The 18,903-nt window shown below is 69.7% G+C and carries 14 protein-coding genes; 1 reads left to right on the top strand and 13 read right to left on the bottom strand.

What is annotated here, in order from left to right:
• From LXN01_RS08850 to LXN01_RS08875, 6 genes are all read right to left on the bottom strand, one after another.
• A partial coding sequence (locus LXN01_RS08850; protein ID WP_236864306.1) for a hypothetical protein occupies window positions 1-329 on the bottom strand: 329 nt, incomplete at its 3' end.
• Between the two features lie 604 nt (window positions 330-933).
• A complete protein-coding gene (locus LXN01_RS08855) occupies window positions 934-1,206 on the bottom strand; it encodes a hypothetical protein (protein ID WP_236864307.1) in 273 nt (90 codons plus the stop codon).
• Between the two features lie 236 nt (window positions 1,207-1,442).
• Window positions 1,443-6,452 carry an FtsK/SpoIIIE domain-containing protein gene (locus LXN01_RS08860; RefSeq protein WP_236864308.1) on the bottom strand — a complete coding sequence of 1,670 codons (5,010 nt, stop codon included), beginning with the start codon at window positions 6,450-6,452 and terminating at the stop codon, window positions 1,443-1,445.
• Between the two features lie 147 nt (window positions 6,453-6,599).
• A complete protein-coding gene (locus LXN01_RS08865) occupies window positions 6,600-9,458 on the bottom strand; it encodes a LysM peptidoglycan-binding domain-containing protein (RefSeq protein ID WP_236864309.1) in 2,859 nt (952 codons plus the stop codon).
• A gap of 80 nt (window positions 9,459-9,538) precedes the next feature.
• Window positions 9,539-10,576, bottom strand: coding sequence for a hypothetical protein (locus LXN01_RS08870; RefSeq protein ID WP_236864310.1), 1,038 nt, complete (start codon window positions 10,574-10,576; stop codon window positions 9,539-9,541).
• The gene (locus LXN01_RS08875) at window positions 10,576-11,211 is read right to left on the bottom strand and encodes a hypothetical protein (RefSeq protein WP_236864311.1); all 636 of its coding nucleotides are present in this window, start codon (window positions 11,209-11,211) and stop codon (window positions 10,576-10,578) included. The genes LXN01_RS08870 and LXN01_RS08875 overlap by 1 nt, the downstream gene beginning before the upstream one ends.
• Window positions 11,212-11,703: 492 nt before the next feature.
• Between LXN01_RS08875 and LXN01_RS08880 the strand changes: the two genes are divergently transcribed.
• Complete coding sequence (locus LXN01_RS08880) at window positions 11,704-13,209, top strand: alkaline phosphatase (RefSeq protein ID WP_236864312.1); 1,506 nt, start codon at window positions 11,704-11,706, stop codon at window positions 13,207-13,209.
• A gap of 113 nt (window positions 13,210-13,322) precedes the next feature.
• Here LXN01_RS08880 and LXN01_RS08885 read toward each other — a convergent pair whose 3' ends face one another.
• The 7 genes from LXN01_RS08885 to LXN01_RS08915 all read right to left on the bottom strand — a co-directional run bounded on the left by LXN01_RS08885 (window position 13,323) and on the right by LXN01_RS08915 (window position 18,889).
• Complete coding sequence (locus LXN01_RS08885) at window positions 13,323-13,841, bottom strand: hypothetical protein (RefSeq protein WP_236864313.1); 519 nt, start codon at window positions 13,839-13,841, stop codon at window positions 13,323-13,325.
• Window positions 13,842-13,941: 100 nt separating this feature from the next.
• A complete protein-coding gene (locus LXN01_RS16350) occupies window positions 13,942-15,531 on the bottom strand; it encodes an alpha/beta hydrolase (RefSeq protein WP_236864314.1) in 1,590 nt (529 codons plus the stop codon).
• Window positions 15,528-15,788: a hypothetical protein gene (locus LXN01_RS08895; protein WP_236864315.1), complete on the bottom strand. Its 261-nt coding sequence runs from the start codon at window positions 15,786-15,788 to the stop codon at window positions 15,528-15,530. The genes LXN01_RS16350 and LXN01_RS08895 overlap by 4 nt, the downstream gene beginning before the upstream one ends.
• Window positions 15,789-15,910: 122 nt before the next feature.
• Complete coding sequence (locus LXN01_RS08900; RefSeq protein WP_236864316.1) at window positions 15,911-17,089, bottom strand: DUF6882 domain-containing protein; 1,179 nt, start codon at window positions 17,087-17,089, stop codon at window positions 15,911-15,913.
• A gap of 62 nt (window positions 17,090-17,151) precedes the next feature.
• Entirely contained in the window at window positions 17,152-17,934 is a 783-nt protein-coding gene (purQ, locus tag LXN01_RS08905; protein WP_236864317.1) for a phosphoribosylformylglycinamidine synthase subunit PurQ, read from the bottom strand.
• The gene (gene purS, locus LXN01_RS08910) at window positions 17,931-18,305 is read right to left on the bottom strand and encodes a phosphoribosylformylglycinamidine synthase subunit PurS (RefSeq protein ID WP_425547651.1); all 375 of its coding nucleotides are present in this window, start codon (window positions 18,303-18,305) and stop codon (window positions 17,931-17,933) included. Before purS ends, purQ begins: the two co-directional genes overlap by 4 nt.
• A 65-nt stretch (window positions 18,306-18,370) precedes the next feature.
• Window positions 18,371-18,889, bottom strand: a complete 519-nt coding sequence (locus LXN01_RS08915) for an arsenate reductase/protein-tyrosine-phosphatase family protein (RefSeq protein WP_236864318.1) — start codon at window positions 18,887-18,889, stop codon at window positions 18,371-18,373.
• Between the last annotated feature and the right edge of the window lie 14 nt (window positions 18,890-18,903).

Here is an 18,903-nt window from a genome sequence, read left to right on the forward strand (position 1 = left end):
CGCCGGGCCGCGTACTCCAACCGGACATACGTGATCTCGCCTTTGAGCGCCGCGGCGAAGAGCTTCGGCAGTCCGTAGCAGGCAACGGTCGCCACCCGGGCGTGCCCGTAGGCTTTGCCGATCGTGGTGTCGAGGACGGCTGCGATCACGGTGACATGGGTGCCGTCCAACCGTTCGGCCACCCACTCCGACAGCGCTTCATCCTTCGGTGGGGTGAGGTCGTCGAAGTGGCGGGCGAAGCATTCCTCGATCACCGCCTCGGCCAGGAACCGCAGCCGCTGCACCGCCACCACATCATGGCCCGGCAGAAACGCCTGCAACGCAGTCACGGCGGGCCCGTTCTCCGACCTCCCATGGCGGGTCCGCTCATCCGTGCCCGTCACCTGCGTTCACCCCCTGTTCCTGCCCCATCGCAGTGGTCCCGACCCCTCAGGCCCGGCGGGAACCGGAGTTCCCTGACCTGTTGGACCCACCCTACGAGGAGCCACGGACACGACCCAACCAGAACAGGAGTAAAGGGAGTAGTAAAAGATTACTGTTCGATTACAATAATCGAGTATGCAACAGTAGCAGACCCGGGGAGGAGCGTGGATTCCAGATCAATCAGCGCAAATTCGCAGATCGATCAGCGTGAATCGTCACGCCGATCATGAGGAGCGGTGGAGGCGCTTTCCCAGCTCAGTTCCGCTGACGGGATCGGTTGAGGCAAGTCAGCGCTCACACAATGAGTGGCTCTCTCCCGAACGAGCGGCACGGACTTGTCCGACCAAGCGCGAAGAACGTCGTTTCGCCCGGACGGCCGGAAGGAGCGGGGAACGAGCGGCGCTCTCCCGATCGAGCAGCGCACTCACGTGAATAGCAGTAGGGCCGAACCCTGAGGTTCGGCCCTACTCGACGTCCAAGTCCAGATGAGTACTGGACCTCTGATGGGGATCAGAGGCGGTCCGGCTCACCGGTGGCGGCTGCGATGTTGTTGTGGTTCGTGCGCACATCCTCAGCGGCCTTGAGCAGGGCCTCGTTCAGAGTGTCGAGGTTCTTGGAGTAGGTGGTCCAAGCCTCACGGAACTCGTCCGAGTACTTACCGGTCCAGACGGAGCTGTCGACACCGTTCGAGACCTGGGTCTTGATGTCGATGGCAGCATCGGCGTTGTTCTTGAAGGTGGTGTTCAGGGCGGAGAGGGTGGAGAGTTCTGCACCAACAGACATGGTGGTTCCTTTCTTGAGGGGAAATGCCACACGGTCCTCAGGCGAACCATGTGCCTCCAACCTATCGACAGCCCGGGTTAACTTTCGCCCTCCACCGCGCGATTCCGCATGAACAGATCCTGAGAAAGGCTGATCGCCTCGCTGCCTCGTTCACTTCGCATTCACCGGCCTCAGCCATCACCGGCCTCAGCCATCGTCGGCCCCCGCCGGCGCCGCACCGTATCCGCAATCTCGCCTTACTGACGATGTCCGACGACCGGCACCTCGACGAGCGGGACCTGGATGCGCTCCCACTGGCCGGCGCGGAACAGCAGCCCGCGGCCCTTGTTGCCCCCGCCTGCGCCGATCGAGCGCGGCAGACGCGCGCCGAAGATGTCGCCGTCGTTGGTGCCCTGCGGGTTGAGAATGACGCCTGAGCGAGACTTCTTCAGCGCCACTGCCGGCCCACGATAGGAGCTGCCCAGCTCGTCCGGCGTTCCGGACGCCATGACGAAGCTCTCCGAGTCGCGGCACAGCTTGGCCTGCTCCTCGATGCCCTCGACGAGCCACCCGTCCAAGCCAAGCAGCTCCATGTCGTCGATGATCAGGGCCGTGCGCTGCCGTGCCTTGGTCAACTCGGCGAACTCGGCGAGCTTCTCCTTGCCCTCATCCTTCTGGGTCTCCAGCGTGAAGGTGGCGAGCACCCGAGGATCCGATCCGAGCGCCCGCAGCGGGGACGTGCGCGGCACGACCAGCAGCACTCGGTAGTCCTGCTCGAACACGTAGTCGGTGACGAGCTGCAGGGTATTCGACCGCCCCGACTTCCGCGGCCCGACCACGAGGAACGTCGGCCCGTCCTCGACAACGGACAGCGGCCGGATCGCCAGCGTGTCGCCGCCGACCGCGATCGGCAGCTCATAGGGTTCGAGGCGCCTGCCGTCCACCAGCACACCGCCGCCCAGCACCCCGCCGGCCCCAGCACCGGCCAGCCCAGCACCGGCCCGCTCGTCGTCGCCCAGCGCGAGCGCCTCGGCGAACGAGATCCGGGTGGGCAGGTTGTCGACCCGGAACGGGCGCAGGCGGCGCGGGACGTCCGCCTCACGTTGAGCAGCATCACGGCCGATGGCCTGCAGCGCCCGGACCTGGGCAGTGCCGTCCGGATCGGAATCCAGCAGCGCGAGCTGGATCTCCGACAGCGCACCGCTGCGGAAAGCACGACCGGGAGGCATGTGCCCCGGCACTTCCTTGGTCTTCATTCCGATCGAGGAGTAGTCGCTGATCTCGGTCAGCCGCATGACGAACTTGTCGTCGATCATCGTCGACAGCCGTCCCACCAGCCCGGTCCGGTCGTTCGTGATGACCAGCCGCACACCCACGGAGGAGGACTCCTGGATGATCTGCTGCCAGGCGTCGATCAGGGCGCCGGCATCCTGGTTCTGGAACGTCGCGTGGAAGGACTCCCAGCGGTCGAAGAGGACCACGATGTAGGGCAGCCGGTCGTCGCCGGTGGTGTTCTTGCGCTGCTCGGCGACATCGGCGAACCCCTGCTCGGCGAGCAGCTCCTGCCGGCGGGCGATCTCGGCGCGGATCCGGTTCGTCAGCCGTGTGAGCCGGTCGGGCTGATCGCGGGTGACGACCGCCCCCACGTGCGGCAGTGCGGTGAGCGGCAGCAGGGCGTTGTTGCCGCAGTCCACGCCGAAGATGTGGACGTCGCGCACGCTGATGTTGTCGGCGATGATGCCGGCGATCACCCGCAGGATCGACGACCGGCCCATCCGCGCCATCGACACGAAGGTCGCGTTGGTGTCGTTCTCCAGGTCCCACACCTGTGCGGTCCGCGACTGCTGGTGCGGCAGGTCGACCATGCCGATCGGCAGCTTGAGCTCGGTGCGGACCGTCTCCCGCGGGACGTGCTCGTAGAGCTCGTCGACGGTGATGATGTCGTCCAGCGGCGGCAGCCACGGCGACGGCGGCGAGGAGATGCCCCCGGACTCTGCCGCCGTGTTCAGCGCGTTGACCAGGTTCGCGAGGTCGGTGAGGGTGGTGATGTCCTCGTCCTTCTCCTCGACCACCGGCTTGGCCCGGGCCAGCGAGTCCCATTCGAGCTCGACGAGCTCGATGTCGTCGAGCTGCGCCTCGCCTCGGGGGCGGCCGCCCACTCGCGAGGACTGGAAGGGGATCAGCGCCGAATGCCCCAGCCGGGCGTAGGCACGGCCGGGCAGCGACTTGGGGATCTCCGCGGCGTCCTGGGCCTCGATGACGTCGGTCGAGTCGGTCTTGTCGGTGACCCGCAGCGCGATCCGCAGGTTGGTGTTCGACTTGATCTCCGGGCTGACGACGCCGTTCGGCCGCTGCGTGGCGAGGATCAGGTGCACGCCCAGCGAGCGGCCCCGGCGGGCGATGTCGACCAGGCCGGTGACGAAGTCGGGCAGCTCGGCGACCAGCGCGGCGAACTCGTCGATGACGATGAGCAGGCGGGGCATCCGCTCGTCCGTCGGGTTGGTGCCGGCGTCGCGCTGGGCGGTGAAGTCCTCGATGTCCTTCGCGTCGGCGCGGGCGAGCATGTGCTCCCGCCGGCGCAGCTCGGCCCCGAGCGAGGCGAGCGCCCGGGTCGTGAGGTGACCGTCGAGGTCGGAGACCATCCCGACGGTGTGCGGCAGGTTGTTGCAGTCCTTGAACGCCGCCCCGCCCTTGTAGTCGATGAGCACGAAGTTGAACTCGTCGGGCCGGTTGCGCACCGCCAGCGAGGCGATGATCGTCTGCAGCAGCTCCGACTTGCCGGAACCGGTGGTGCCGGCGACAAGGCCGTGCGGGCCGTCCCTGGTGAGGTCGAGGGTGAACGGACCGTCGATCCCCTCGCCGATGGTCGCCGTCGTCGACCGCGGCGTGGACCGCCAGCCGCCCAGCAGCGCCTCCGGCTGCGGCGGGTCGAGGCGCAGCAGGTCGAGCAGCCGGGAATGCGCCGGAATGGCGCCCGAGGCGTCCTCCAGGCTGACATCCTTGATCGGCGCCAGCGCCCGGGCGGTCCGTTCGCACCACGGCTGGTCGACGAGGTCGGGGCGCACCGAGTCGAAGGGCTCCTTGCCCGTCTTCTCGACGGTGAGGAAGTAGCCGTCGGAGCCGATGACGGCCTGGCACTCCTCGGGCAGCAGGCGGACGTCGTCGTCCATGCACACGAAGTACACGTCGACGGCCGGTCCGCTCTGCAGCAGGGACACCGTGCCCGGCGTCAGGCGCAGCCGCTTGGCGTCCTCGATGAAGACGACCACCGGCTCGAAGCGGACCGCTCGCTGACCGCTGAAGTCGCCGTGGTCATTCAGCTCCTCATGACGGGCGGCGACGAGGTTCATCAGGCCGGAGAGCTGCCGCTGGGTGCTGAGCTCATCGGTGCCCACGCGGGCCACACCGTCCTCGCCCGGATCGGTGCGCACGTGCGGCAGCCACCGCACCCACTCCCATTCCCTGTCCCGGGCCCGGTCGGCGATCAGCCGGATCTCGATCTCGCCGGGGGAGTGGAGGGCGGCCAGCTGCGTCAGCATCCAGGCGCCCACGGCGTGGCGGTGCTCGTAGGGTCCGGCGAGTCCCACGACGCGGTATTCGGTGAGCTCGACGATGACGGGAACGTCAGGGGCGGTCCAGACGAGGTTCTCCTCGTGCGCCTCCCGCTCCGGGTCCTTGATGGAGATCTCGCTGAGCTGGTCGGAGGTGCCCACCCGCATGTGCAGCCAGTCGGGATCGGTGGGACGCCGCTCCCACAGCCGCGAGCGCGGGCCGGTGGCCGTGAGCAGCACCTGCGCGGGATCCATGTAGTCCCAGCGCCGGGCGGCGGACTCCTCGACGAGAGCCCGGAACGCATCGGCCTCGATCTTGCGGCGCCGCTCCCGGAAGCGGGCCAGCTCGTTCCGGTAGCGCTTCCCCTGCTGCTTGGACTGCTGGATCATGTTGCCGATGAACATCATCGGACTCAGCAGCATGATCAGCAGCATGTACCAGCGGTCGAAGATCAGGAACATCATCAGACCCATGACAAGCGGAGCGAGCACCAGCGGCCACGGGAACATGACGCCGTCGGGCTTCTTCGGCTCGCCGGGGTAGGTGAACCGCTTGGGCCGGGCGGCCGGCAGCAGCCGAGGCGGTCGATTGAAATCCTTGGTCGCGCCGGCGGGCGTGTCCGACAGCGAGGCATCCGGCGGCGTCACCCACGCCAGCTCCAGCAGCGTGTTGCCCACCGACAGCGAGGTGCCCGGGTGCCACACGCTGTTGAAGTGCACCGGTATGCGGTCGAGGTGGATGAGCGGGATCGGGTCGTTCGGGTCGACCTCGGTGTGGTTGGAGTCCAGACCGATCTGCCGGTCGCGCTTCATCTCCTTGCGGCCCTTGCGCCCGGCCTCGTAGAGCTTGGTCGGCGGGACCGGGATCAGGATCGGGCCCTCCAGCGGGCGGCGGCGCGGCGGTACGGGGCGAGTCGCGCCGACGATCTCCGGGGTGGGGACGATCCACACCGCCCCGTCGTCGGTGACCTCGAGCGAGAGCGCCTGGCCCGGCACCAGGTGGTCGTCGAGCGGAATCGCGCACAGCGGGTCCGAGCCCACGGTCCACGATCCGACGGACAGGCGGTACGTCTTGCCGGCCCCCCTTCCCGAGGTGATGCGGACTTCCAGCGCTCCGGTCGGTTCCGAGGTGATGCCGGGCACCGGCTGCCCGACGCCGACGATGACGCCGTGGCGCAGCGGCGATTCGGCGACGAGCTGGCTGCCGTCGAGCATGGTGCCGGCGAGGTAGAGGGGCACCTCAGGGGCGGTCGACGGCGGTGCCGGCAGGATCGGTGCCTGCAGGATCGGGGCAGCAGCCTGGGCCTGGGGGAGCGCTGGGCGTGGTGCACCGGTGCGCTTCTCCGGGCGGTGTGAGGCCTCCGGGACTTCGCTCAGCTCCGGGACCTCGCGCAGCTCGGGGACTGACGCCAGCTGCGCCGGTGGCGGGGCCCCGACGTGCCACGGTGCCGGGCTTCCGTTGCCGGCCGACTCAGCCGATTCCGCAGACCTGCCGTTGCCGCCCGACTCCGCCGACCAGCCGCGGTCGGCCGACAGCGCAGACACCGGGCTTCCGCCATTCCCCGCCGCCGTCAGGGAAGGGGTGGATGCCCGGAGGATGCCGAGGTGTTCGGCAGCACGGAGCGCGAGGTCGCCGACAGTGGTCGTCTCCTCGCACTCGATCGTCAGGTCGTGGGGGACCGCATCGGGCCCCACCGCTGTCAACAGGATGCGCACGTTGTGGAGTCTCTCACCTTCTGCTCAGTCGTCGGGTCGTTGTCGTCATCTCGCGCTCAGCCGAGGCTGCCACGTCGCGGCGCCAACGGCATTGCGCGCCGCCGCCGGGCCACCTTCACGTCACGCCTCCGGTCCCACAGCCCGGTGCTACGCCGACTTCCGGTGCGGCACGAGCTGCGCGACCAGCGCGTCGGTCTCCGGCTCGGGCTGATGCACGCCGTGCAGCTTGAGCGTCCGGAACAGCGAGGCGGCGACGTCGTCGAGGGCGGCCGGGTCGTGGCCACCGGTCAGCCGCAGCAGCTCACGCCACAGGGTCTCCGCGGTGGGCACCAGCGTGATGCCTTGGCGGAGGAACCAGATCGCGGCAGGCGTGCGCCCCTCCCGGACGGAGACCGCAGCGGCGTGCTCGGCCATGGTGGTGATGAGCACCCGCGCGTCGCGGCGGGCGGCGTGGAACGCCATCCAGGAGAAGCCGCTGCCCTCCGGCACCGCCATCACCTCACCTGTCGCGCGGTCGAGCGTCAGCCCGAACAGCTCGATCTCCTCAAGCGTGCCGTAGCCGGTGTGGGCCACCGCGCTCAGCAGCGCCCATTCGTTGATGACATCGGCCGACAGCTCCCACATGCCGTCCTCGCGGGTGCGCAGGCGTTCGCGCCCGTCCTCCTCGCGGCCGAGCCAGGCCTGCGCCGCGGCGATGCTCGACTGCACGACGTCCTCGGTGACTCCGCGTGGCCACACGATCGAGCGCAGCACCGCGTCGTGCAGGCCTTCCGGGTGCAGCGCGGCCGCGACGACGAGCTCGGTGAGCAGCGGGCGCTGGTGCGGATCCACCGGACCCGGCGCCTCGACGGTGACGGGTCCGAGCATCCGGATGATGACCTCGGGTCGGCGCGTCAGGTCATTGCGCAGGGTCGCCGGGTCCAGCTGCGGCAGCGGCAGCACGGCCGCCGCGACCGCGGCCGACTGGGGATCGAGCCGCTCGACGTACTCGCCGGCGGCCTGCCGGGCCTGATCGGCAGTGCGGAACAGGTGGGCGATCTCCGCGGTCTGCTCCACGGTGATCCGGCGGGCGGTGCCGTGGAGGTTGAAGACGTCGAGGGAGACCGTGCCGTCGCCGCCGGCCACCAGCTTCCACCGCGACGCGGTCGAGTGGCCGAGGTTGACCACCGCCAGCGGCACCCGGGACAGGCCCACCATCCGCTGGATCCGCATGGTCTCCTCGGGGGCGGGAACGCCGGAGGTGAAGACGACGCGAGGCCGGATCAGGGAGGCGCCTCGTTCGGCGCGGCCGGCGAGCACGCCGGACATGCCCATCTTCTCCAGCAGCCGCTGCGTGGCCTCCTCCTCGCCGGCGACCTCGTCGAGGATCTCGTCCAGCGAGTCGACGTGGCGGATGCGGCCGGGCGCGATTGCCGACAGGTCCGAGCCGAAGCCCACCATGTCCACGCTGACGCCGTCGGACCACACGTTGGTGGCCAGCTCGACGGCCATCGACATCAGCACCTCGCGCGCCCGCTCGTCGTCGCCGGCCACGGAGACCAGGCCCGGCGCCGACTCGAGGTCGATGAGGATCTCGAAGCCCACCGTCGAGGCGACATTGACGAGCGCCGGGAAGGGGGCGGGAACGTCGAGCTGCTCAGCCGGCACCTCGGCGTGGTCGACGATCCAGGCTGTGCCGTTCTCCACCCGCCGCCAGGGCCACGGCGGAGTGAGCTCCGGGCCCGAGGCGTGGTGCAGGATGATGTTCTCCGGGCCGGCCATGACCATGGTCGCCTCCGGCAGCGGCACGCCGGTGTCGCGGCAGCCGAGCGCCAGGCAGCGCAGGGCCCGGTCGAGGTCGAAGGCCAGCGGCGTGTTCTCGGCCAGCCGCAGCATCCGCTCGTCGGAGACCTCGCCGAACGGTCCGCGGCGGGCGCTGAGCGCCAGCAGCAGGCCCGCGGCGAGCAGACCGCCGCCCACCGCGTGGCGCACCCCGGCACCGGGCCCGGCGGCTGCGTCGATCATCGCCTCGTTGAGGCCGGTCTCGATGCCGGCCGCGGCCTGGCGGTGCGCCTGCGCCTCGGCGGCGTGGACGGCAGCGTCGGCGCCGGTCGCCTGGGCGGACTCGGCACCTGTCCCCTGCCCCGCCTCGGTCGCGGAATCCACCCCCGAGGAGCTCGCGGTACCCGCCGGCCCTGCGTTCCCGGCGAACAGCGGGGTCGCAGCCGAGGGGTTGAACACGTGCAGGCCCTCGCCCTGGGCATCGGCCGGCATCCGCAGGGTCCACCCGGGGTAGATGAGGTCGGCGTCGCGCAGCTTGGTGCCGTCCGGCTGCTCCTTGTCCTTGTTGAGCTCGAAGAGCTCCCGGTAGCGCATGCCGTCGCCCAGGAAGCGCTCGGAGATGTCCCACAGGGTGTCGTAGTGGCGGTGCTGCGGGGGCTTGACGACGTAGGTGATGATCGAGCCGTCCTCGGCCGCACCTTCCGCGCGCGCCTCCTGCCGCGCCTCGGCGGCGGCGACGTTGGAGCGCACGGTCTCCAGCTCGTGGCTGGAGCGCTCGTACTCGGCGGCGGCCGCGGTCTCCACCGCCGAATCGCTGGCCAGGCTCTGGAAGCTCGGAGTGATCGCCGAGGCGCCGGCCAGCAGCATGATCGAGGCGACCATGCGGCGGGCGAGGATCCCGGCCCCGCCGGGGGCCAGGCCGCGGCCCGGCCGGTTGCGGCTGCGGCCGTAGCGGACGAACTCGATGAGCAGGCTCATGGTGAAGTATGCCCACGCCGCCCACAGCACGATGACGAAGACGTTGATGATGAGCTGCGCGTCGAGGCCGGCGGTGAGCACGCTGCCGCTGCCGCCGATGAATCCGGCGAAGGGGTTGCCGACGAGCATCACCAGCAGGGTCGGGAGCACGATGACGATGAGCACCGCGCCGATGGTCGCGCCGATGCCCTTGAGCACGTCCTGCTTCCGTGAGCCGGGCGCCTGGTGGCCCTGGTGGGGGAGTCGAGTGGTGGGTGTGTAGGTCATGCCTGCGCCTGCCTCCGTGGGGATGTCAGCTGTGGGTGGGGATGTCGGGGGATGTCGGGTCGTGAGGGGAGCTCTGCTGTTCAGGGGACGACGAGCGTCTGCACGTCGCGGACGGGGATCCGGGTGGTGCCGCCGCGGCGGATCAGGGTGGATTCGCCGTCGGACTGCGCCTCGCTGGGGAAGTCCTGCCAGGTGATGCCGAAGTCGTGGCTGTACTGGACCTGCCAGTACGCGTACGCGCGCGCCTGGTAGACGTCGTGCGGCTGGGTGGCCGAGGAGCGGGTGTAGGTGTGCCAGCAGGAGTTCGGCGAGGCCTCCTCAGTAGTCCCGTCGACGGGCATGATGTCCTCCAGGGAGCAGCGGACCACCGGCTTGCCCGGACCCTCGCCCTCGGGGTGGACCTCCAGAGTGTGGAGGTAGGCCCGCATCTGCAGACCGATGTCGAGCACCTGGGGCATGGCGATCGGGTCCATGTACTGGATCTCGCCCGGCCGGATCGCCGAGGCGTCCTGGACCTTCATGAAGAAGCGGGTGTCGCTGTTGACCCGCGCCCCGTCCTCGGGCCGGGCCTCGAGGAAGGTCGGCGGGAAGGTCGAGCCCTGCCACACCGCGTCGGCGAAGATCTTCTGGTCCTCCGTCAGGTACGTGACCTTCTCCGGGGGCAGGACGGAGTAGCTGTACGACATCTCCGCCTCGTGCGGGTACTGCTCCTGCAGGTTGAGCCCGTCGTAGTTCTCGGTGCACACCGTGAGGTAGCGCTTCTCGCCGGGCGGCAGCTCGCCGCTCTGGACGCTCGCGGGGAGGTCCTCCTGCCAGCAGCGCGGGAACGGCGGGCTGACGTGGACGAACTTCTCCTCCTCGGTGTCCAGCAGCTCACCGATGGTCTGCGGCTCGCCGCCGCCCAGCAGGCCCGGGCAGTGCAGCCCGAAGCCCCACTCGTTGGCGTACATGCTGCACTGGGCGCCGCCGCCGGTGACGAAGTCGGTGATGAAGCTCAGCGGCGAGTCGCCGCCGATGTCGAGGCCGGGGAACGCCTGAGCCGGCGGCGCGACGAACATGGTGCCGCCGAGGATCAGGGCGAGCACCGCCGCGATGCGCGTGCGGAGGGAGCGAAGCATCACTGCCATTCCTTCTTCTCGAGGGGAACGTCCGTGCAGTCGACGCCACTGGGGCTGATGACGTCGACCTTCCATCTGTCGTCTTCTCGGATGAGCTCGATCCTGGCCGCCGAGGTCGTCCAGGTGCCGACGGGTTCGCCCGCCTCGTTCTGCGCCCACCCGGTGTCCACGGAGCAGCCGATCACGCTCGCGTACTGCCCCGAGCTGGTGACGTCCGTGGCCGTGAAGGGGATCGGGCCGGGGAAGTGCAGGCCTTCGTAGACGGCCATCGTCTGCTCGTTGCGCTCGAACCGCTCCTGCGAGGACGTGTCGCGGAGCTCCTGGTTGTCGAAATCGCCGTCGTTGACGCCCTTCGCCAGCCCGGAGAAGAAGGTCCTGATCGTCTTGGCCTCTTCGGTCTCATCGGCCTGCCGGATCTCCTCGGGGACAGCGCCGTCCGCCGCCGAGGCGTCCGTTGGCCGAGTGGAGGTCGGATCGGGTTCCGGCGCGATCGTCGGGGTCGGATCGGCGGCAGCGGGTGCCGCGGGGGTCACGGAGGAGTCGCCGGTCTGACAGGCCGCCAGCGTCACGCATGACGCCGCGAGGACGACGGCGGAGCACAGGCGCCTGCCCTGGCGTTTCAGCAGAATCTCCACTGCACGGCTTTCGGGTTCGGGGATGGGGATGCGGTGAGCTGTCGGGAGTCGGATATGCGTCCCGACGGCCGGGCACTCACGCGCAACAGTCTAGGCCGGAGAGGTGCGCCCACCAAGCGTCGTGACGAACACCGCCGTGAAGATTAAGGAAACCCGACGGTGAATCCGTCCGGAGTTTGCCGTGAGTTCATCCACCGCGCCTCTCAGCCCGCGGAAACTGCCCAGGGTGTCATCGGAGTGAATCGGGCCTGACGCGGGTCGACGGCCCGGCCTGCTCCTCCTGCGTGCGCCGGCGTGGGGAATCAGGAACTGTCCGGGCGATGAACGCCCCGTGTCCAGGCCTTCACGCCGGCGTCGCTTCCGAGCAAGCTCGAGTGCCTACTGTTCGACACGGACCGCCGGTCGCCCCTCGATCGGCGGCTTCCGCACTCACATCGATCAGATCTCGAGCTGATGTGGCCTTCACACACCAACCGAATGAGAGAAGATACCGTGACGCAGTCCATCTCCCGCGCAGTCGCCGGAGCGATCTCTGCCGCAGCCCTGGCCGTTGCCGTGACGGCAGCCGGATCCGTGACTCCGGCGCTCGCCGCCCCGCCCAGCGCAGGTCCGAAGAACGTCATCTACATGATCGGCGACGGCATGGGGTACAACCATGTCGCCGGCACCAACATCTTCGAAACCGGTCAAGCCATGTACCAGACCGAGGAGGATGAGGACGGCAACGTCACCGAACTTGACGGCGATCCCGTTCAGGTCTATGAGCAGGACGATTTCAACCGCGTGGCATTGTCGACCTACCAGCACGGCAACGACTACGACGGTGAAGCCGCATGGAGCGACTTCGGCTATGTCAACGAGGACGTCACCGACTCGGCCGCCGCGGGAACCGCGATGGCCACCGGCCAGAAGACCACCAACGGCGTCCTCGGGCAGCACCCGGAGACCGGCGATCACCTGACCAACCTCTCGGAAGTCGCCCGCGAAACCGGACGGTCGAGCGGCGTCGTCTCCTCCGTGCAGTACAACCACGCCACACCGGCATCCTTCGCGGTGTCGAACATCAACCGCAACAACTACGTGGAGATCGGCAGCGACATGATCAATGCCGAGCACCTCGATGTCGTCATGGGCGCCGGCCACCCGGAGTTCGATGACAACGGCGAGCCGCAGGAGGCGTCCTACGACTACATCGGCGCTGACGACTACGCGGCGGTCTCGAGCGGCGAGACCGAGTGGGACTACGTCGAAGACGTCAGCGATTTCGAAGCCCTTGCCTCCGGTGAGCTCGAATCCGACAAGCTGTTCGGCCTGGCTCAGGTCGCCACCACACTGCAGCAGGCTCGCTCCGACTCAGGTGAACTGCCGGGTGAGCACCTCAACGACAATGTCCCGGACCTGAGCACGATGTCGGAGGGCGCGCTGAACGTGCTTGGCGACAACGACGAGGGCTTCCACCTGATGATCGAGGGCGGCGCCATCGACTGGACCGGCCACGCGAACGACACCGTCCGCAATATCGAGGAGCAGCAGGACTTCAACGCCGCAGTGGAATCCGTGGTGGACTGGGTCGAGGACCACTCCTCGTGGAAGGACACCCTGCTGATCGTCACCGCCGACCATGAGACCGGCTACCTGTGGGGCGAGGACTCCGACCCGGACTACACCCCGCTGTCCGGTGCAGCCGGTGAGCTGCCGGAGGTCGGCTGGCACTCGACGAACCACACCAACCACTTGGTGCCGTTCTACTTCAAGGGCGCCGGCTCTGAGCAGCTGATGCGTCTGGCAGACGAGGAGGACCCGGCCCGCGGCGCGTATCTGGACAATGTGGAGCCGGCCAGGCTGCTCATGGAGACGTGGGCCGAGGGTGACGAGTCCGGGCACCCGGGCAACCCGCCGAAGCACGCTGAGCCGAACGGACCACCCTCGCATGCCAACCCGGGAGTCGGCTCTTCCGCCAATCCGCCGGCGCACGCCAACGAGAACGCACGACGATGATCTCCTCGTGCGCTGAACTTATCTGAATTCAGTGCGCGAGTGACCCCATCGGCCGGATCCGCGCTCGCGGATCCGGCCGATGTTCGTGGACAGGGGCACCGCCCCAGTGTGCGTCAGATGCCGGCGGGGTGCGGCTCCGGGCCCGTCGCGCAGGGAGTCGACAGTGACACCGTGACCCAGCCGCGGTTGGCGTCGGAGCCCGCCTTCACGGTCGCGGCGAGCAGCCCGTCGGAGCGCCGAAAGCGCAGCCCCGGCTCGCTGTTCGGTCCGACGGCCGCCTGACGCCCGATGTCCGACTGTCGCTCGCTGCCGGGCTTGAGCTGATTGTCCGACTGCCATCCGGCGAACACCTCGGCGGCCGCCGCGGGCGCCCCGGAGAGGAGTCGGGCGTCGGGCGCGGTAGCCCAGTAGTCCTGCACCGTCACCTGCCACGGGCCGTTCGGATCGCTCGGGTCCGCGCAGGGCGTGACCTTCGGCGTGCCGGCCATCGTCGGCGACGCGTCCCCGAGCAGCCGGCCGAACTCGTCGAGCAGCGGCCGGATCGCAGCGGCGGCGGAAGCGAAGTCGGGTGAGTCGGTGGTCAGCGCGCCGGCGGGACCGTGGGCGGCGCGGTGCGGGTTCGTGTCGGGCATGGGGCCTGCTTTCTGGCAGCCGGTGAGGAGTCCGGAGAGGGCGATGAGTCCGAAGGAGGTGAGAGTCCGACGAGCGGGGCGGCGGGGCGCGGCGAGCGGGTCATTCGACGGTGTGGAACTCCTCCCGGTACTCGGGATGGTCGATAGGCGTCTCCAGCGGACCGCCGTGCCACGCCGGGTGCGTTCCCTCCACGGTGATGCGAGCGCCGTCGCCCTGCAGGATCGCCACCATGTTCGCGAACGCGGTGGTCCTGGTGTCGAAGACCCCGGAGTGGGTATCCGGCGAATCCGCCAGGGTGATGCCGCCCGCCTCGTCGTACCAGCCGGTGTCCACCTGGATCATCCCGTCGGCACGGTCGGGGTCGGAGCCGTGGACCAGGTCCTGGGTCCAGTTGATCCAGTCCCCGGGGACGGACACGTTGTAGAAGTCGGTGGTCGCGGCCGCGGGATAGTCCTCGACGCCGGTCACTCCCGGTCCCAGTCCGGCTGCGTTGACGAAGACCGCGGAGTCGACGACCAGGCCTTCCCGCAGAGCCGTTCCGAGGACGGAGCCGCCGTAGGAGTGCCCGAAAGCCACGGTTCCCGCCGTGTCGGGCAGACCCAGCCCGTTGATGAGGGCCGGCAGGCGCGGACCCAGATCCTCGGCGAACCTGGTGCGCGCCGCGCTGATTCCCTGCGGCATCTCACCGCCCATCCAGGCGACGGTCGGCGAGGACCCGGGCGGCACGACGGCGTCGTGGAGGCTCAGCGCCCGGGCCGAGGTGCCGGCGACGGTGTCGATGTTCGTGCCGGCACCAGGAATCAGGATGCCCACGTCGACGCCGGTGGCGTCGTCCCCGTGCGTGGGGAACTCCCCGAACACCTCGGCGAACCGCGAGTGCTCCGGGTCGAAGAGGAGGACCTGGTGGCCGTCCGACTCCACCGGCAGCCCGTCCAGGCCGATCATCTGCGGGGTCTCCTCGAGCAGCGAGCGGTAGAAGGTGATGCGCTCCGGGCCGCTGTCGGCGGCTGCCGACTCCCGGACGATCGCGGCGGCGATGTTGAGCCGGTTGCCCGCATAGCGGTCGGTCGGAGGCACACCGTCGATGTTGGCGAGGTCGGGATAGAGCAGCACCAGCATCCGGCGCTCCGCCGGGTCGAGCGCTCCCAGGTGGGTACGGAGGAGGTCCTCGGGGACGATCGTCGCCCCGGGCTCGGTCAGCAGGGGAACCGAGTACCAGGGCAGGTTCGGCGGCAACTCACCCTGGAGCTGAGCGATGAGCTCCGGGTGGGTTTCGAGGGCCAGCTGCGCCTCGCCGGCGGTGAGGCCTGCCAGCGCTGCCCGAATGCCGGCGGGGTCGGCCGACTGGAGGGCGGATTGGAGCGCCCGTGTTACGGCGGCGACATTCGGGGCCGGCAGGTTCTCGAAGGAGATCTGGTCGCTGATGTCGACGCCGAGCGAGGACTCCAGCCGCCTGCACGCAGCCAGATACGCCAGGCGGACACTGATCTCGGTGCTGATCCCCGGAGCCTGCGCGCCGATCCGACGCAGGGTTCCAGCAGGGTCGCGGGCTGCGCTGACGCCCAGCGTCGCGAGCTGGTCGACCACGTTGCCGACGTCCCGGGCGAGGGTGGCCGCGGGTGCCTCCAGCCTGCCGACGGCCGCGCCGAGCCCGGCGGTGCGCTCCTCATGGATGTGCACCGGCGTCACGGCAGGAGCTCCTGGGCCTCCAGCAGGGCGGCTTTTGCCTCGGCCTGTGCGGCCAAGGCGCCGAGGGCCTCCTCGTCGAGTCGCAGCCGGACCGTCCAATCGGCGATCACGTCATTGATCCGGTGCGGATAGGTACCCGACCAGGTGACCTCGTCGGCCAGCGGAGTGACCTCGGTCAGGCTGTGGCCGAGCTGCGGGGCAAGACTCCGGCAGGAGGCGGCGAGGGCACGGAGCAGCGCGATCTGGGGATTCGTCATAGGGATCAGCCTCGGAGGGGATGCGGGGATGATGCAGCCCACATTAGCCGTCAGAGCGACCGAGGAGAAGGGGTGTGCGCCCACTCCGGGGGCCGGAGTGGGCGGGGCGGAGTGGGAGCGGGTCAGCGACCGAAGAGCCGCTTGAAGAAGCCCTTCTTCCTGGGCGCTTCCTCGTCCCGTGCTTCCTCGTCCGTCGCGGCTGCTTCCGCGGGCTCGGCTGCCGGCTCCGAGGCGGGAGTCGGGGCCGGTGCGGGCGCGGGGCTCGGCTCGGGCGCAACGGTCGGCTCGGGGATCGCGGCCGGTGCCTCGGTGACGGGTTCGGGTTCCGGCGCGGGCGCCTCGGCGATGGGTTCGGGCGCCTCGGCGACAGGCTCAGGTTCCGGCGCGGGCGCCTCGGGAGCGGTTTCCGGAGCCGGTGCCTCCGCAACCGGCTCGGGCTCCGGCGTCTCGGAAACCGGTTCGGGCACGGGCGCGACGGTGGGTGCTTCCGCAGCAGGTGCGGGCTCCGGCACGGGTGCCGCCACGACCGGCTCTGGCACCGGCGCGGGCTCGGGTGCGGCTGTCGGCTGGGCGGCCGCCGCCTCGGCGAACTGCTCGGCGGCCTCGCCCTCCAGCGGCAGGTGCGGCAGGCATTCGGTGATCCGGTTGTGCTCGTCGAAGGTGACATCCGCGGAGCCGTCCTCGGCGAGGATGCGCAGCCCGCCGCCGGGCAGCATCATCAGCGGGAAGCCCCGGCGCTCCGAGTACGCCTGCAGCGCCTCGCGGTGGTCGGTCACGGTGGTCTCGGTGAGCCCCTGGGCCAGCGAGCGGACGATCTGCTTGATCTTCGGCGCGGCGGCCTGAAGCTGGGGACCTTCGACGAGCATCCACACGACCGTGCCGCCCCCGGCGGAGGCGGGGTAGTGGGCCCACTTCCCGGTGATCTCCTTGGCCGCCAGGATCAGCCGCAGCGGCAGCTCCTCGTCGGCGGTGATCTCGTCGGTCGTCAGCTCGGCGATGTCATGGGCGGCTCCGTGCCGGCGCACGGCGTGGGACAGTGCCACCACCGGCTCGGGGAAGTCGTTGACGTTGTCCCAGCCCCAGTGCCACGAACCTTGTCCAGCGGCGTGGGTGCCGATCAGGTGCGCGCGCAGGGTCAGCGGCTCGTCACCGGTGAACTGGAGGGAAGGGTGCTCGGAGAAGTCGACCTCCCACTTGTCGAAATCCAGACCGGCATCGACGATGCCGAGCCCGAAATGCGTCTGCATCTCCGTGGAGAGGAAGATCGCCCGGTTCACCAGGTTCTGCAGGGAGTCGCTCATGACCCCAGACTACCCACTCCCCCATGCACGGCAGCGGAAGCCGTGCATGGGTATGGGGCGGATCAGGCGTTGACGAGCGTGGCGAGCACCGAGGTGAAGATCCCCTGCCCGTCGGTGCCGGTGCGGATGCCGTCCTCGGTGTCCGGTCCGTAGCCCGCCTCGACGGCGTGCTCCGGGTGCGGCATGAGGCCCACGACATTGCCGCGCTCGTTGCTGATGCCCGCGATCGCCCGCCGGGAGCCGTTCGGGTTGGGACCGAGGTAGCGGAACACCACCCGGCCGGTGCCCTCGAGCTCGTCGAGCACCTCCTCGGAGGCCATGTAGCCGCCCTCGCCGTTCTTCAGCGGGATGACGATCTCCTGACCTTCCGCGAACTGGTTCGTCCACGCGGTCGAGGTGCTCTCGACGATGAGTCGCTGGTCGCGGCAGGTGAACTTCTGGTTCTCGTTGCGCACCAGCGCACCCGGCAGCAGGTGGGCTTCGCACAGCACCTGGAAGCCGTTGCAGATCCCGAGCACGGGCATGCCGCCCTGCGCGGCGTCGATCACGGACTCCATGATCGGGGCGAAGCGGGCGATCGCGCCGCAGCGCAGGTAGTCGCCGTAGGAGAAGCCGCCGGGCAGGACCACGGCGTCGACGTCGGTGAGGCTGGTGTCGCGGTGCCACAGCTGGACCGGCCGGGCACCGGCGAGGGACACGGCGCGCATCGCGTCACGGTCGTCGAGCGAACCGGGGAACGTCACCACACCGATCCGAGCACCCGAGGCGCCAGGGGTGGGGGAGGTGGACTGCGGGGCTCCGATCAGCGGGCCGCCGGCGGTGTACTGAGAGCGATCGCCGCTCATCGGGCACTCGCCTCGACGTCGTTGGCCTCCGCGACCGCATCCGACGCGGCGCCGATCGCCGTCGACGGGTGCTCGGCCCTGGCCTCTGCGGCCTCTTCGCGGATCGCGACGACGTCCTCGATGACGGGGTTGGACAGCAGAGTGGTGGCCGCCCGCTCGATCTCGGCGATCACCTCGGGGGTGGCCTCGCCCTCGAACGTCAGCTCGAACCGCTTGCCCTGGCGGACCTCGAAGCCCTCGATGCCCAGTCGCTGCAGACCAGTTCCGATCGCCTTGCCCTGCGGGTCGAGGATCTCCGGCTTCGGCATGACCTCGACGACGACACGTCCCATGTCCACACGTTTCCCTTCAGGATGACTCTGCTTGTCCACCGACAATGCTCCTCCATATTCTAGCAACCCCTCCGGCGCGCTCAGCGGCCGAGGATCCGGCGCGCTCAGCGCCCGAGGATCCGACGCAGCGCGGCCTCGATCTCATCGGCCGCGCGCTGCGCTTCGTCCCGGCCCAGCCGGTAGGGATCCGCGACGTCGTCGAGCCAGCCCGGCGACGACTCCGGTTCGGATGCCGCGACCGGGGGGTGCCACGGCGCGACCGCGCCGGACTCGACCAGCTGCGCGTACGGCTTGAGCACCACGGTTCGGGCCGCCGCCGCGGGAAAGGTGCCGTTCACCCACGCGCGGTGCGAGCGGGTCATGCACACGACGAGGTCCGCCTCGGCGAGGAGTGCGGCATCGAGCCGGCGGCTGCGGAAGCCGGCGTCCTCGATGCCGAGGCGCCCCAGGCAGTCCGCCATCGCCGGGTCGATCCCGAGGTCGGCCAGCAGGTGGGTGCCGGTACTGGTGAAGCGCGTGGCCGGGTCGAGGTGCGTGGCCAGCCGCTCGGCGAAGGGGGAGCGGCAGGTGTTGCCGGTGCACACGAACATCACCGTCGCCCGCCCGGGGTGCTCGCCACTCACAGCGCGACGCTCAC

Origin of the sequence: Brevibacterium daeguense, assembly GCF_021729135.1 — a bacterium.
Taxonomy (GTDB): Bacteria; Actinomycetota; Actinomycetes; order Actinomycetales; family Brevibacteriaceae; genus Brevibacterium; species Brevibacterium daeguense.